Source organism: Marimonas lutisalis, from assembly GCF_005434965.1.
Taxonomy (GTDB): domain Bacteria; phylum Pseudomonadota; class Alphaproteobacteria; order Rhodobacterales; family Rhodobacteraceae; genus Marimonas_A; species Marimonas_A lutisalis.
In genome coordinates, this window is sequence record NZ_SKCI01000002.1 from 621,574 (window position 1) to 635,407 (window position 13,834).

The window sequence follows — 13,834 nt, forward strand, 5'->3', positions numbered from 1 at the left end:
CTTTCTGTTCGGATTTGGCCGAAATCAATGCAGCGGATCGCGGCCGGTTTTAGAATTCGACCTGTAGACATGGAAAGGAGTGCCCACAATGGTTGAGAAATCACATACGGCGGGCCTGTGGCCCTCGATTTACGAACCGCTGCGCAACTTCGGCGCGCGGGTTGCGGACTGGCTGGCGCCGGCCTCGGATGCGAGTTCCACCGAGGATGCCTATCGCATTACCATGGAACTGCCGGGCGTCGAGGAAAAGGACATCGATATCTCGGTCAATTCCGGGGTGGTCAGCGTGAAGGGCGAGAAGACTGCCGAGCGCGAGGAGAAGGGCGAGACCTGGTTCTTTTCGGAGCGGCAATACGGGGCGTTTTCACGCTCGTTCCGCCTGCCGGAGGATGCCGATGACGGCAAGGTGGAGGCGCATCTGAAGGATGGGGTCCTGACGATCACCGTGCCCAAGCGGGCGGCGGAGAGCCCTGAGGCCAAGAAGGTGCAGATCCGGCGCGGGTAGAGCGCCACGCTGGCCCCGGGCGATGGACCCCGGGGCCGGTTTGCCGGCTTAACCTTCGCGCCACTCCAGCACTTCGCCCAGCGGCGCGCGTTCGGTGCGGAAGGCGTTGGCGGGGTGGTCGGCGTCCTCATAGCCGAAGGAGATGGCGGCGAGCACGAGCCGGTTGTCGGGAATGCCGAAGAATTCGTGCACGAAGCGGCCGTGCCCTGCCACCGCCGCCTGCGGGATCGTGGCGACGCCAAGCGCCTGCGCCGCGAGGCAGAAAGCGGTGATGAACCCGCCGCAATCCATCACGCCATAGGTGCCGAGATCGGCCTCGGAGGTGATGATCGCCACATGGGGCGCGCCGAAAAGGCGGAAGTTTTCCATCATCTGCCGGCCCGAGCCTTCCCGGTCGCCCTTCTCGATGCCCACGGCCTCGTAGAGCTGCCAGCCGCAGGTGCGGCGGCGATCCTTGTAGAGACCGGTATATTGCCTGGGCCAGTCGAGATCGGGCTGGGAGCTGTTCGAGGCGGCTTGGGCGAAAAGCGCCTCGCGGAAGCGGTCGGTCTCATCCCCGGAGGTGACGAGGACCTGCCAGGGCTGGGCATTGCACCAGCTGGGCACGCGGCCGGCGGCGGTGACGATCTGTTCCACGGTGGCGCGCGGCACCGGATCGGATTTGAATGCGCGGCAGGAATAGCGCGAGGTCAGGATGTCGGTGAGCGTGTCGAAGGCGGTCATAGGGCCCCCTGGTTGAGTGCGATGAGATAGCCGATGGCCCCGGCGGCGATGAGGCCGAGGATGACGGCGAAGGTGATTTTCCAGACCGACCAGGGCCGTTCGCCCTGCACCCGGCCGGTGCGGCCATTGACGACGAAGCGGTAGGTCTTGCCGCGGTACTTGTAGGCCGCCAGCCACACGGGCAGCAGCACGTGTTTGAAGGTGACGTCCGAGACCGTGGTGTCGATGTCGTGGATGCGCTGGCGGTCGCCACCGATGTCGAATTTCACGTCGCGTTCGATGACGCGGGCCATGTGGTCTCGGGCTTCGCCATAGCCTTCGGCCAGTTCCACCTGGTAGCCTTCGGCCCGGAACCCGGCGAGGTATTCGGGGCGGTAGGGTTCCAGCGCGGCCAGATCCCAGGGTTCGAGCGCGTCGGTGAAGCGTTTGGGCAGGCTGCGCGAGGCGAGCACGAGGATATCGTCGAACCAGCGCGCAACGCGGCCCGACACGGGCGTCCAGCGGATTTTCTGCACCCGCTCCTGCACGCGCTTGCCATCGCGCATGACCATGCGGGTTTCGTAGTAGATGGTCCCGCGTTCGCCCGAGTAGCGCGATTTGGTGTCAGCATCGAAGGTCCAGTAGGGCACGTAGATGCCCTGCATGCTGCGGCCCTTGCGGGCGTATTCCTGCAGACCGTTCGGTGCGAACCAGAGCCGGCCGAGCCAGTCGGTCATCGCCTTTTTGGCATCGCGTTCGGTGAGCGCGAAGGGCAGCACGCCGCGCGGCTTGATATGGCGGTGGGTGCCGGTATCGGTGACCACGGGCGTGGCGCAGAAGGGGCATTCGGCGGCATGGGTGTCGGGATCGAATTCCACCTGCGCGCCGCAATTGGGGCATTGGGAAACGCGGGTTTCCTCGATGTCGTGGCTGGGCAATTCGGCATCGAGCCCGGCGCGGAAATCAAGCTCCTTGATCGGGTGGGCGTGAAAGCCATCACCTTCGATCGGGGCCTCGTGGCCGCAATGGTCGCAGACCAGTTTGCCCAGCCCCGGCGCAAAGCGGTAATCTGCGCCGCATTGGGGGCAGGGGAAGCGGTGGCTTTCCTCGGTTACCGCGGGTGCGGGGGGCGGGGTCTGGGCCATGAGATTTCATGCCTCCGGCGGGAGTATTTGGGGCAAGATGAAGCACCTTGTCCCGGGAATTAGCCGGGTCAGGCGCCCGGGGGCGGTGGCGGCAGGATGGTGAAGAGCTGCGCCAGCTCGGCCACCTCGCCCGCGCGTTTCCAGCCGTCCTGGCCCGGGGTCCAGACATGTGTGTCGCGGGTCAGGGCGCCTTCGGCGGCCATGCGGCCCATCGAGGCCTTGGAGAAAGGTCCCCGGGTCTCGCCGTTTTCGGCGATGTGCCAGACATGTTCGACGGGCGGCGGAGGCGGCGGGGCTATGGCGGCGGGCTGGGCCGGGGCGGTCATTTGCGGGGCGGCCTGTGCCATGGGACGGGCGCCCCAGGGGCCAGCCTGCGCGCCCATCTGCATGCCGATCGCCGCGCCCATTCCAGTCTGCAACGCGGCCGCGCCAGCGCCGTCGCGGCCCAGGGCCTCGGCCGCCTGGAACTGCATGTAGTTCGACAGATCGCCGACGACGCCCATCGAGGTGCGCTTGTCGAGCACCTTTTCGACCGCTTCGGGCAGCGAGATGTTCTCGATGTAGAGTTCAGGCATCTCGAGCCCGTAATCGGCCAGCGTGGGGGCAATATCGCGCGCGACGAGCTGGCCCAGCTCGCGGGTGTTGGCGGCCATGTCGAGCACGGGGATGCCGGCGCGCGCAAGGGTGCGGGAAAACTCCTGCACGATGATGTTGCGGATCTGGTAGCTGATCTCGTCCATGGTGAATTCGCCATCGGTGCCGACGATCTCGACCAGGAATTTCGCGGGGTCCGAGACACGCACCGTGTAGGTGCCGTAGGCGCGCAGCCGCACGGGCCCAAATTCGGGATCGCGCACGATGATCGGGTTCTTGGTGCCCCATTTCAGATCGTTGAACCGCGTGGTGTTGACGAAGTAGATCTCGGATTTGAAGGGGGACTGGAAGCCGTGATCCCAATGGTTGAGCGTGGTCAGGATCGGCATGTTGTTGGTCTCGAGCATGTAGAGACCGGGGGTGAAGACATCGGCGAGCTGGCCTTCGTGGACGAAGACGGCGGCCTGGCCTTCGCGCACGGTCAGCTTGGCGCCATACTTGATCTCGTGGTCTTCGCGCTCGAACCGCCAGACCATCGTATCACGGGTGTCGTCGGTCCAGTGGATGACGTCGATGAATTCGCCGGTGAGGAAATCGAGGATACCCATGTCTATGTCTCCCAGGGTCGTCAGGAATTGTTGCCGGTCAGTTCGGCGGCGATCTGTTGGATGATCGGGCGGGCCGTTTCGAAGCGCATGCCGGGCTGAAGGCGCCGGTCGTAGAGCATTTTCAGAAGCATTTCGTCATGCGTGGTGAGAAAGGCGAATTCGTCATCGTCGTTGAAGATCGACGGGCGGGCCTGGGGGCTGTCGTTGGCGAGGCCCAGGCCCTGGGCCAGCTCTTCGTGCACGCAGGCGACACGCATCATGTCGGGGTGTTCGGAGCGGATCAGCGCAATGGCGAGCTGGTAGGCGTTGTCGTCCCTTTCCGAGGGGAACGCGAGCACCAGGCAGTGGATCGGGCGCGGAAGGTCGCGGAAGACAGAAAGCGCCGAACTCGAAATGTTGGGGGCGATCTGGCGGACCCGGTTCAGCACGTAATCGGTGTCGTCGTAGCTGGCCACGAGGACGTGGAAATTGGCCGAGGCCGAGCGGGTGATACCGATCGGGTGGCCGGTTACACGGGCCAGGCGTGCGGCGTAGGATGAGATGGTGGCGCTGTCTTTTTCGCGCTTCGCCTGCGGGACGGAGGGGCCGAAATCGGCCCGCATGCGCACCGGGCCGATCCAGCGATGCAGGGCGCCGGCGATGCCACTGGCGCGGCTGAGCGAGCCGCGGGCGTGTTCATCGTGAAAGGCGATGGCCTCGAAATTGCGCACGAGATCGTCGGTGTCGAACCGGGTATCGGGCCCGCCGCCATCGGTGCGCATGAGGCCCTGGGCCAGAAGATCGGCCTGCACGCGGGCATAGTAGGTTTGCAATGCCTGCGAGCGCTGGGAGGGGCCGGAGGCGACGGGCGGCTGGGCCTGCGGCTTGACCAGGCCCGCCGGACGGGACTGCGGTTTGAGCGTGGGCGTGGTGGCCATGCAGGCCGAGAGCAGCGCCAGCCCGCAAAGGGCCAGCACCGCACGCGCCGGTATGGTTCTGCGCCGCACCGGGCTCAGCTCGCGCCGGGCACGGAAGTGCCGGCGGTGTCGCCCAGACCCGTCTTGCGGGCCTTCGCGGCGGCGAGCGTGTCGCGCAGTTCGTGCTCCATCTTCTTGAGATCCTCTTCGGCGGCGGCGCGGCGGGCCTTGCCTTCGTCGGCGATCTGCAGGCTTTCCTCGATCGTGGCGATCAGGTCGGCATTGGCCTGTTTCACCGCTTCGATGTCGAAAACGCCGCGCTCCATTTCCTCGCGGATCATCTTGTTCGACTCGCGCAGGTTCCTGGCGTTCGAGGTGAGCAGCTCGTTGGTCAGGTCATTGGCTTCGCGCACGGCGGCCGCGGCCTCGGCGCTGCGCTGGATGGTGACGGCCTGCGCTAGCTGGGTTTCCCACAGCGGCACGGTGTTCACCAGAGTCGAGTTGATCTTGGTCACAAGGCTCTTGTCGTTTTCCTGAACGAGGCGGATCGAGGGCAGAGACTGCATGGTGACCTGGCGGGTGAGTTTCAGGTCATGCACCCGGCGTTCGAGGTCATCACGCGCGGCGCGCAGGTCGCGCAGCTCCTGCGCTTCCATGACCTGGTCGTTTTCGGCGGCGGCCTGCACCTGGGCCTCCTTGGCGGGAATTTCCTCTTCGTCGAGGACACGCAGTTTTTCCTCGCCCGCGGCGATGTAGAGTGCCAGTTCGTCATAGAAGGTCAGCGTCTTCTCGTAGAGCATATCGAGTGACTTGATGTCCTTCAGGAGCGTATGCTCGTGCTTCAGCAGGTTGTCGGTGATCTTGTCGATCTGGCCCTGCACGGTTTCGAACCGCGCGGTGAACTTGGCGAAGGGCGCGGCGCGGCCCAGGAGGCGCTCCCACCAGGTGCGTTTGCGGCGCACGTCGAGCTCGGACACCGAGAAGCCGCGGATCGTGGTGACGATGTCGCGCAGGCTGTCGCCGGCGGGGCCGACATCCTTGTTGCGCACATCGGCGAGCATGGCCTGGCTGATTTCCTGCAACTCGGCCTGGGCAGCAGAGCCGAAATTGACGATCGAGCCGGTGTCGGACATGTCGAGCTCGGCCATGCGGGCGGTGATTTCCTTCGATACCGCGGCATCGGCCTTGGCCAGCGGCACGACCTCTTCGGCCGGGGCCGGTTCGGGCAGGATCACGGCGTTGACCTCTTCGACGAGGGCCAGCGCGTCCTCGGCTTGTTTCTGGATCTGTGTCGACATGGGGATGTCCTCTTTACTGGTTGTTGGCGAGCCGGATGCCTTCGCGTTGCAACCGGTCGCGCAGGACCTCGATTTCCACGGTCAGATCGCTGTGGTCATCAAGGAGCAGGGTTTTGGTCTTGGCGGAAAAGCCTTCTTCAAGATCGGACAGCAGGGTCAGGTAGTCGGCACGCGCCTGCACATCGTGGTTGCGCGCGAAGATGTCGGCGAACTTGACCGAGGCATCGCGGGCACCCTGCAGGTAGACCGACATGTATTTGCGCGCGGCGGTCAGGTCGCGCGGGTCTTCCTCGACCGTGCGCAGGAGATCGCGCACTTCGCGCTGGAAACTGTCGACGCGGGCTTCGACCTCGCGGTCGCCGGTGCGTCGGATCGCCTCGGACATGGCCTTGAGGTGGCCTTCGGCCTGTTCGACAAGCCGCGCCACGCGGTCGGTCTGGAACTCGTCGATGCCTTCCATGCCCTTGTTTTTCATCGGGTCGGGGCCGAAGGCGGCAAAATGCAGGACGGTGCCGATGATGCCGTAAAGAACAGGCTCGACCATGCCGCCCTTGATGGCGAAGGAGGCAATCGCCAGGCCGATCCCGGTGAGCAGCGAGCCCAGTATCTTGCGCGGGATGGCGGGGCGGCGGGCGATTTTGCGCGCATCGTAGGCCTCTTGCGCGACGAGCCCGTCACGGGTGAGCCAGGCCGCCAGGAGCAGCAGCGCGAGAGCCCCGAGCGTCAGTGCCATGACGACGGGACCATTGCCGAAGGCGTTCCAGATCAGCGGCAGGGGCGCGAGAAACAGGAAGTTGACCCGCCCGCCGGCGCGCGTGCGGGTTGCGCCGCGATAACTGCCGCTGGTCGAGGGCTTGGTTTCGGGGCTGTGTTTGCCGCCATAGCGCTGCGCCATCATACGCCCCCCGCGATGGAGACATAGAGGATAAGTATGACAAGCAGCACGAATGCCAGCTTCTGCAGACCGGTTTCAGACATGAATCCCAGCAACCCCACGATTACCTTAAACAACTTATGGGAAGGGGCAGCGAGGCGCTAGGGGGAAGATTCAGGCGGTTTTTACCGCTTGGCGGGGATTTGCGCAGGGCGGCGATACCCGCCGGACACGATCAGCGCCGTGGCCCCGGTCCGGGGCCGGGTTTGCGGCGGCGCTGCGGTTTGGGCCGGTTGGGCGGCGCCTCCTTGTCCTCACCGTCGATGCCCAGTTGGTCGCGCAGAACGCGCGCGCGCACCTCCTGCACCTCGCCGGGTTTCAGGTTGCCGAGCTGAAACGGCCCGTAGGACACGCGGATGAGCCGGTTCACGGTCAGGCCAATCGCCTCCATCGCGCGGCGGATCTCGCGGTTTTTTCCTTCGCGGATCGCGACCGTCGCCCAGGCATTGGCGCCTTGCTGACGATCGAGCGTAACGGTCATCGGCTGGAAGTTTTCGCCGTCGATGGTGATGCCTTCGCGCAGCGGATCGAACGTGGCATCGGTGGGTTTGCCCTTCATCCGAACGCGGTAACGGCGCAGCCAGCCTGTCGAGGGCAATTCGAGCCGCCGCTTGATGCCGCCATCGTTGGTCAGCAGCAAAAGCCCCTCGGAATTGAGATCGAGCCGGCCGACGGTGTGAACGCGGGGCAGATCCTCGGGCAGGTCGTCGAAGATGGTCGGGCGGCCTTCGGGATCGCGGGTGGTGGTCACGAGGCCGGCGGGCTTGTGATAGAGCCAGAGACGCGGCGGTTCGGGCGCATCGAGCGGCTTGCCGTCGACGGTGATGCGATCGCGCGCGGTCACGTTCAGGGCGGCGCGGGTGATGACGGTGCCGTTCACGGTGACACGGCCCTGTTCGATCATGCGTTCGGCCTCGCGGCGCGAGGCGAGGCCCGCGCGGGCGATGACCTTGGCGATCCGGTCGCCGGGAGGGGTCTTGGCGTTCATGGCTGGGCAATAGCGGATTGGCGCAGCTTGCGGAAGGGGCTATGGGGGAGGCATGGAATTCAATGGGTTCATGACGGCAGCGCTGGATGAGGCGCGCGCGGCCGCCGCGCGCGGCGAGGTGCCGGTGGGCGCAGTGCTGGTGTCGCCCGAGGGCCGGATCGTTGCCCGTGCGGGCAACCGCACGCGCGAGTTGAGCGATCCCACCGCGCATGCCGAGATCCTGGTGATCCGGGCGCGTTGCGCCGAACTGGGAAGCGAGCGGCTGACAGGGCATGACCTTTACGTGACGCTGGAGCCCTGCGCGATGTGCGCCACGGCGATTTCGGCCGCGCGAATCCGGCGGCTCTACTATGGAGCCTCGGACCCGAAGAGCGGTGGCGTGGAGCACGGTGCGCGGGTTTTCACACATTCCCAGTGCCACCACGTGCCCGAGGTTTACGAAGGGATCGCGGCGCGCGAGGCGGCGGAGTTGCTGAGGGATTTCTTCTTGCAGAAGCGCTGATCCGAGGCGCCGCCCCCTCGGGGGCCCGCCCACCCGCCCACCCCGGTCCCGCGAGGGGGCTTGGGGCGCGGGGGCGCCTGCACTGCGCCACCAGTCAACCGGCGGATGCCCCCGACGGGAGTATTTGGCCCAAGAAAGAGCGAGCTGCGCGAGATTGCATGTCTGCCCGGGTGTCGTTCAGGCAGATTAAGTCGCAGGGCTTATTACGCGGCAGGCCCGGGGAAGTGGCAGGCGACGCGGGTGCCGCCTGTCTCTTCCAGCATCGGCTGGGTCTGGCGGCAGATGTCCTGTGCCTTGGGGCAGCGGTCGGCGAAGGCGCAGCCCCTGGGCGGGTTGATCGGGCTGGGCGGATCGCCCGATATTTTCAGCGGGCGCACGTAGCCCTTGGACTTGCGCCGGGCAAGAGAGGGCGCGGCGGCCAGCAGGGCCTGCGTGTAAGGGTGCTGGGGCGCGTCGAAGAGTGCGGCGCGCGAGCCCTGTTCGACGATCTTGCCAAGATACATCACCGCCACGTCATCGCAGACATGGCGCACAACGCCGAGGTCGTGGGAGATGAAAAGATAGCTGAGGCCAAGCTCGGTTTTCAGTTTCGCCAGGAGGTTCAGGATCTGCGCCTGGATCGCCACGTCGAGCGCCGAGACTGGCTCGTCGCAGACCAGCAGTTTCGGGTTGGTGGTCAGCGCGCGGGCGATGGAAATCCGCTGACGCTGGCCGCCCGAGAACTGGTGCGGGAAGAGATTGAGCTGATCGGGGCGCAGGCCGACAAGCTGGAACAGCTCGCGCACGCGGGCATTGCGCTCTTCCATAGTGCCAAGGCCCATCAGGTCCATCGGTTCGCGCACGATGTCGGCGACGCGGGCGCGCGGGTTGAGCGAGCTGTAGGGGTCCTGGAAGATCAGTTGCACATCGCGGCGCTGCGCGCGCATTTCTTCGTCGCCGAGCGACAGCAGGTCCTGCCCCTCGAAGAGGACCTGGCCCGAGGCGGCCTCGGTCAGGCGGATGGCGGCCATGGCGGTGGTGGTCTTGCCAGAGCCGGATTCCCCCACGATGCCAAGGGCACGGCCCTTTTCGAGCGAGAAGGAGACCTGCCGCACCGCTTCGAGATAGGGGCGCGGGCCGAAAAAGCCCTTGCGCGGCAAGGCGAAACGCACGGTCAGGTCGCGAACGTCGAGTAGCGTGCTCATATCCGGCCCTCCTCGACCCCGTGACAGGCCGCGGGGTGGTGACCATGCGCGGCCAGCAGCGGTTTTTCACGGCGGCAGCGGTCATTGGCGTGTTCGCAGCGATCCGCAAAGGCGCAGCCATCGCCCAGGAGATGCAAGGGCGGCACAACGCCTGGAATTTCCTTGAGCGCATGATCTTCGCGGCCGAGCGCGGGAATGCAGTCGATCAGGCCGCGGGAATAGGGATGCTGCGGGTGGTCGAGCACGTCGTCGGCGCCGGCCTCTTCGATGACGCGACCGGCATACATCACAGCGACGCGGTCGGCCATTTCGCTGATCGCGCCCATGTCATGCGTGATGAGGATGATGGCGGCGCCGAAATCACGCTGGATTTCATTGAGCAGGTCGAAAATCTGCGCCTGCACCGTCACATCGAGCGCGGTCGTGGGTTCATCGGCGATCAGCACCTTGGGCCGGCAGGAAACGGCCATGGCGATCATCACCCGCTGGCGCATCCCGCCCGAAAGCTGGTGCGGGTAGTCGCGGGCGCGGGCATCCGGCGAAGGGATGCCGACCCGGTCAAGCAGTGCCACGGCATCCTTGAACGCCTGATCGGGGCTGACCTTCTGGTGCAGCATGATCGCCTCGGCGATCTGGTCGCCAACGGTGAAAACGGGGTTGAGCGACGTCATCGGCTCCTGGAAGATCATCGCGATGTCGGCGCCGCGCAGGGCGCGCAGGCGAGACGGGTTGGCGCCCACCAGTTCTTCGCCGGAAAGCCGGATCGAGCCGCCGGCGATACGGCCGGGCGGCATGGGGATGAGGCCCATGGTGGCGAGCGCGGTAATCGACTTGCCGCAGCCCGATTCGCCCACCACGCCCAGGGTTTCACCTGCGTTGACATGCAGCGAGACGCCATCGAGCGCGGTGACCTGCCCGTAGCGGGTGTTGAAAGTGACCTTGAGGTCTTCGATTTCCAGAAGCGCCGTCATCACCGTTCTCTCAGTTTCGGGTTGAAGGCGTCGTTGAGGCCATCGCCGATGAGCGAGACCGCGAAAACGGTAAAGAAGATGGCGAGGCCCGGGAAGGTCACCGGCCACCAGGCATCGAGGATGTATTCGCGGTTCGCGCCGATCATCAGGCCCCAGCTCATTACGTTGGGATCGCCGAGGCCGAGGAAGGAAAGACCGGCCTCGAACAGGATGGCGACGCCGATGGTGAGCGTGGCCGAAACGATGAGCGGTGGCATGGCGTTGGGCAGGATCACCTTCCAGATGATGCGCTTGTTGCGCGCGCCGATGGCCCGGGCGGCGGTGACGTATTCCAGCTCCTTGATCTTGAGAAACTCGGCCCGCGTCAGACGCGCGGTCTGCGGCCACGAGACAACCCCGATGGCAATGGCGATCGTCCAGAGCGAGGGCGAGAAGAGCGTGACCAGGACCATGGCGAAGAGGAGCGCCGGCAGGACCTGGAAAAACTCGGTGATCCGCATCAGGAGGTTATCGACCCAGCCGCCGTAGTAACCCGCCAGCGCGCCGAGCGAGATGCCGATCACCATGGTGATGGCGGCGGCGGCGGCGCCGACAGCGAGCGTGGGGCCGCCACCCGTGAGCATGCCGGCGACGATGTTGCGCCCGAGATAGTCGGTGCCGAGAGGAAACTCGGGCGTGGCGCCGGGTGGTTCATGCGGGGCCCAGACCACATCGAACGGATCGCCGGAATAGAAGAAAGTGCCATAGAGCGTCGCCAGAACGATCACGGTGAGCATGGCTACGCCGCAAAGTGCCGGGATATTCCGACGGAACATGCGCCAGGCTTCGAGGGCGGGGCTTTCGGCCTTGTAGTCGGGCGTGTCGGTCATGATTTGCCTCTCAGCCGGGGATCGGCCCAGCGATAGGAGATATCGGTGAGGATGTTGGCGACGACCACCATGGCCGAGGCGAAGAACAGCACGCCCATGATGGTGGGATAATCGCGGCGTAGGATCGAGTCGAAGGCCAGCCGGCCCATTCCCGGCCAGTTGAACACGGTTTCAACCAGAAGCGCGCCTGAGATGAGGTTGCCGAACTGCAGGCCGGCCACGGTGAGGATGGGAAGGGCCGCGTTGCGCAGCGCGTGTTTGAAAAGCACCGATTTTTCCGGGGCGCCTTTGGCCCGCGCGGTGCGGATGTAATCGGAGCCCAGCACCTCGAGCATGGAGGCGCGGGAGAGCCGGGCGTATTGTGCGAGATAGATGATGGCCAGCGTGAAGGCGGGCAGGATGAGGTGGTGCAGCACGTCGGCGGTTTGCACGTACCAGGCGGCATCGCGCAGCTTGACCGATTGCATGCCTTCGACCGGGAAGATCGGGAAAGAGGATGCAAAGAGGATGATCAGCATGATTCCCGTCCAGAAGACCGGCACGGCATAGCCGATCGTGGCAAAGACCGAGACGAAGGCCGACATCACCCCGTTAGGTTTGCGCGCGGCCAGAACACCCAGGAAAACGCCCAAGGCGATCGACATCAGCTGCGCGGTGACGACCAGCAGGATGGTCGGGCCGATCCGGTCGGCGATGAGTTTCGCCACCGGCTGGTTGAAGAAGAAGCTTTCGCCCAGATTGCCCTGAGCGACGCCTGCGACATAGATCCAGAGTTGCACCAGAACGGGTTTGTTCAGCCCGTATTCCTCGCGGATGCTCTCCAGCATCTCCTCGGTCGCGCCGCCCATTTCGCCGGCGATCACCACGGCCGGATCACCGGGGGCAAGGCGGATGAGCAGGAAGTTCAGGACAACCACGCCAAGCATGAGCAGAAGCCCATAGCCGACACGGCGCAGAAGATAGGAGCTCGACATTGCGTTGCCTCGGAGGATGCGGGGGCTGCCCCGGGGTGGCCAGGGGCAGCGGTGCGGCGTTACTCAGACCATTCCACCATATCCATCGGGTGCATCGTGCCCCAGATGCCGGTGGGAACGTTGGTGAGTTTCTTGTCGTAGGCCGTGTGATACGGCAGCGAGTTGATGGTGTAGAGCGGCACATCCTGCGCAATGATCTGCTGGAACTCGGCATAGAGCGCCTTGCGCTTTTCGACGTCCAGTTCGACCGCGGCCTTGGCCAGGATCTCGTCCACTTTCTCGTTGCAGTATTGCTGGGTGTTCGACCAGATCACGCCCTTGCGGATATTCGAGCAGAGATAGGTGCGGTGCACACCGATCACCGGATCGCCCCAGTTGAAAACAATATCCATCGTCAGCTCGAAATCGTGTCCACCGACACGGCCTGCCCAGGTGGGGAAGTCGGGCGCGGCGCGCACCGTCAGGTCGATGCCGATCTTTTTCAGCTGCGATTTCAGGTATTCGGCGACCGATTGCTGCTGTTCCTTCGGACCCGGGATATAGTCGATCGTCAGTTCCATACCGTCGGCAAAGCCCGCCTCGGCCATGAGCGCGTTGGCCTTGTCGAGATCGGTGTCATAGGTCTCGTCCGGGACCATGAAGAAGGGCGAGCTTTCGATGATCGGGCCGCGCTGTTGCTGGCTGACGCCGCGATGCAGGGCCTTGGTGATGAAATCGCGGTCCACCGCATAGGCGATGGCCTGGCGCACGCGCACATCCTTGAGCTTGTCCGAGGTGGTGTTGAAGGCCAGCCAGTTGATCGGACCGATACCGGCATACCCATCTGCGGTGATGGCGAGGTGATCTGCCTTTTCAAGCCGCTTGATTTCCTGGCTGCCGGCCATGAAGGGGTAAAGATCGGCTTCGCCGTTTTCCATGGCGATCAGCAGGGCCGAGGGGTCCTTGATGATACGGATGATGATTTCATCGAGCTTGGGGCGGCCGTCGATGAAGAAGTTGGGGTTTTTCTTCAGCACGGTCACTTCGCCGGCCTTGAACTCTTCAAGCATGAACGGGCCCGAGCCAACAGGAGCCGAGTTTGCCGGGTGCGATTTCACGTCCTGACCATCGCCGTAGATGTGCTTGGGGATGACCGGGGCGAGCGCCGGCGAGAGCGCAAGCAGGAGCGCCGGGTGCGGTTGCGAGAGCTTAATGATAGCGGTGTGCGCGTCGGGTGTTTCAACCGCTTCGACGGGCGCGAACATCGACTTGAAGGGGTGGTTTTCCTTCGTCGTCATGATCGAGAAGGCGACGTCCTCGGACGTGACCGGCTTGCCATCGTGGAAGGTGGCGTTGTCGACGAGGTTGAGCGTGACGGTCAGGCCGTCATCGCTGACCTCCCAGCTTTTAGCGAGATAGGGTTGCGGTTCCCAGTTTTCGTCGTAGCGCAGGGGCGAGGCGAAGATCTGGGTCGACGGAACGGCAGTGGCCGTGCCCGATTGCACGGCGCCGTTGAGGTGGCGGGCCACCTGCGTCGAGGCGATCACCAGCGTCCCGCCTTCGGCGAAAACAGGGGCAGAGGCGAGCGTACCGGCCGCTATGGCCGCCGCGCCCATGAGGCGTGTCATGAGTTTCATGTCGTGGTCTCCCGGTTGGTTTTTTGTTTACTGGGAGTCACGCTAACG

General features: G+C 64.9%; 14 protein-coding genes. 2 read left to right on the forward strand and 12 right to left on the reverse strand.

Annotated features, from left to right (window positions below; all coding sequences use genetic code 11):
- Positions 1-88 precede the first annotated feature (88 nt).
- A complete protein-coding gene (locus E0501_RS11145; protein WP_137701434.1) occupies positions 89-505 on the forward strand; it encodes an Hsp20/alpha crystallin family protein in 417 nt (138 codons plus the stop codon).
- Between the two features lie 48 nt (positions 506-553).
- Here the strand turns inward: E0501_RS11145 and E0501_RS11150 are convergent, their stop codons facing one another.
- From E0501_RS11150 to E0501_RS11180, 7 genes are all read right to left on the reverse strand, one after another.
- Positions 554-1,228 carry a nitroreductase gene (locus tag E0501_RS11150; RefSeq protein ID WP_137701435.1) on the reverse strand — a complete coding sequence of 225 codons (675 nt, stop codon included), beginning with the start codon at positions 1,226-1,228 and terminating at the stop codon, positions 554-556.
- Positions 1,225-2,352, reverse strand: a complete 1,128-nt coding sequence (locus tag E0501_RS11155) for a TFIIB-type zinc finger domain-containing protein (RefSeq protein WP_137701436.1) — start codon at positions 2,350-2,352, stop codon at positions 1,225-1,227. Before E0501_RS11155 ends, E0501_RS11150 begins: the two co-directional genes overlap by 4 nt.
- Before the next feature lie 68 nt (positions 2,353-2,420).
- Complete coding sequence (locus E0501_RS11160; RefSeq protein ID WP_137701437.1) at positions 2,421-3,554, reverse strand: SPFH domain-containing protein; 1,134 nt, start codon at positions 3,552-3,554, stop codon at positions 2,421-2,423.
- Positions 3,555-3,574: 20 nt separating this feature from the next.
- Positions 3,575-4,471, reverse strand: a complete 897-nt coding sequence (locus E0501_RS11165) for a DUF2927 domain-containing protein (RefSeq protein ID WP_137701821.1) — start codon at positions 4,469-4,471, stop codon at positions 3,575-3,577.
- 74 nt (positions 4,472-4,545) lie between these two features.
- Positions 4,546-5,748, reverse strand: coding sequence for a toxic anion resistance protein (locus E0501_RS11170; RefSeq protein WP_137701438.1), 1,203 nt, complete (start codon positions 5,746-5,748; stop codon positions 4,546-4,548).
- Positions 5,749-5,761: 13 nt separating this feature from the next.
- Positions 5,762-6,643, reverse strand: a complete 882-nt coding sequence (locus E0501_RS11175) for a 5-bromo-4-chloroindolyl phosphate hydrolysis family protein (protein ID WP_137701439.1) — start codon at positions 6,641-6,643, stop codon at positions 5,762-5,764.
- A 214-nt stretch (positions 6,644-6,857) separates the two neighbouring features.
- Positions 6,858-7,670 (reverse strand): pseudouridine synthase, encoded by an 813-nt coding sequence (locus E0501_RS11180; protein ID WP_137701440.1) that lies wholly within the window; start codon positions 7,668-7,670, stop codon positions 6,858-6,860.
- A 52-nt stretch (positions 7,671-7,722) separates the two neighbouring features.
- Between E0501_RS11180 and E0501_RS11185 the strand changes: the two genes are divergently transcribed.
- Positions 7,723-8,172: a nucleoside deaminase gene (locus E0501_RS11185; protein WP_137701441.1), complete on the forward strand. Its 450-nt coding sequence runs from the start codon at positions 7,723-7,725 to the stop codon at positions 8,170-8,172.
- A gap of 203 nt (positions 8,173-8,375) precedes the next feature.
- Here the strand turns inward: E0501_RS11185 and E0501_RS11190 are convergent, their stop codons facing one another.
- From E0501_RS11190 to E0501_RS11210, 5 genes are read right to left on the reverse strand one after another with little or no spacing between them, the layout of a single operon-like run.
- Positions 8,376-9,356 (reverse strand): ABC transporter ATP-binding protein, encoded by a 981-nt coding sequence (locus tag E0501_RS11190; protein ID WP_137701442.1) that lies wholly within the window; start codon positions 9,354-9,356, stop codon positions 8,376-8,378.
- Complete coding sequence (locus E0501_RS11195) at positions 9,353-10,327, reverse strand: ABC transporter ATP-binding protein (RefSeq protein ID WP_137701443.1); 975 nt, start codon at positions 10,325-10,327, stop codon at positions 9,353-9,355. Before E0501_RS11195 ends, E0501_RS11190 begins: the two co-directional genes overlap by 4 nt.
- A complete protein-coding gene (locus E0501_RS11200) occupies positions 10,327-11,196 on the reverse strand; it encodes an ABC transporter permease (RefSeq protein WP_137701444.1) in 870 nt (289 codons plus the stop codon). The genes E0501_RS11195 and E0501_RS11200 overlap by 1 nt, the downstream gene beginning before the upstream one ends.
- Positions 11,193-12,170 carry an ABC transporter permease gene (locus E0501_RS11205; protein WP_137701445.1) on the reverse strand — a complete coding sequence of 326 codons (978 nt, stop codon included), beginning with the start codon at positions 12,168-12,170 and terminating at the stop codon, positions 11,193-11,195. The genes E0501_RS11200 and E0501_RS11205 overlap by 4 nt, the downstream gene beginning before the upstream one ends.
- 59 nt (positions 12,171-12,229) lie before the next feature.
- Positions 12,230-13,786: an ABC transporter substrate-binding protein gene (locus E0501_RS11210; protein ID WP_137701446.1), complete on the reverse strand. Its 1,557-nt coding sequence runs from the start codon at positions 13,784-13,786 to the stop codon at positions 12,230-12,232.
- Positions 13,787-13,834 lie beyond the last annotated feature (48 nt).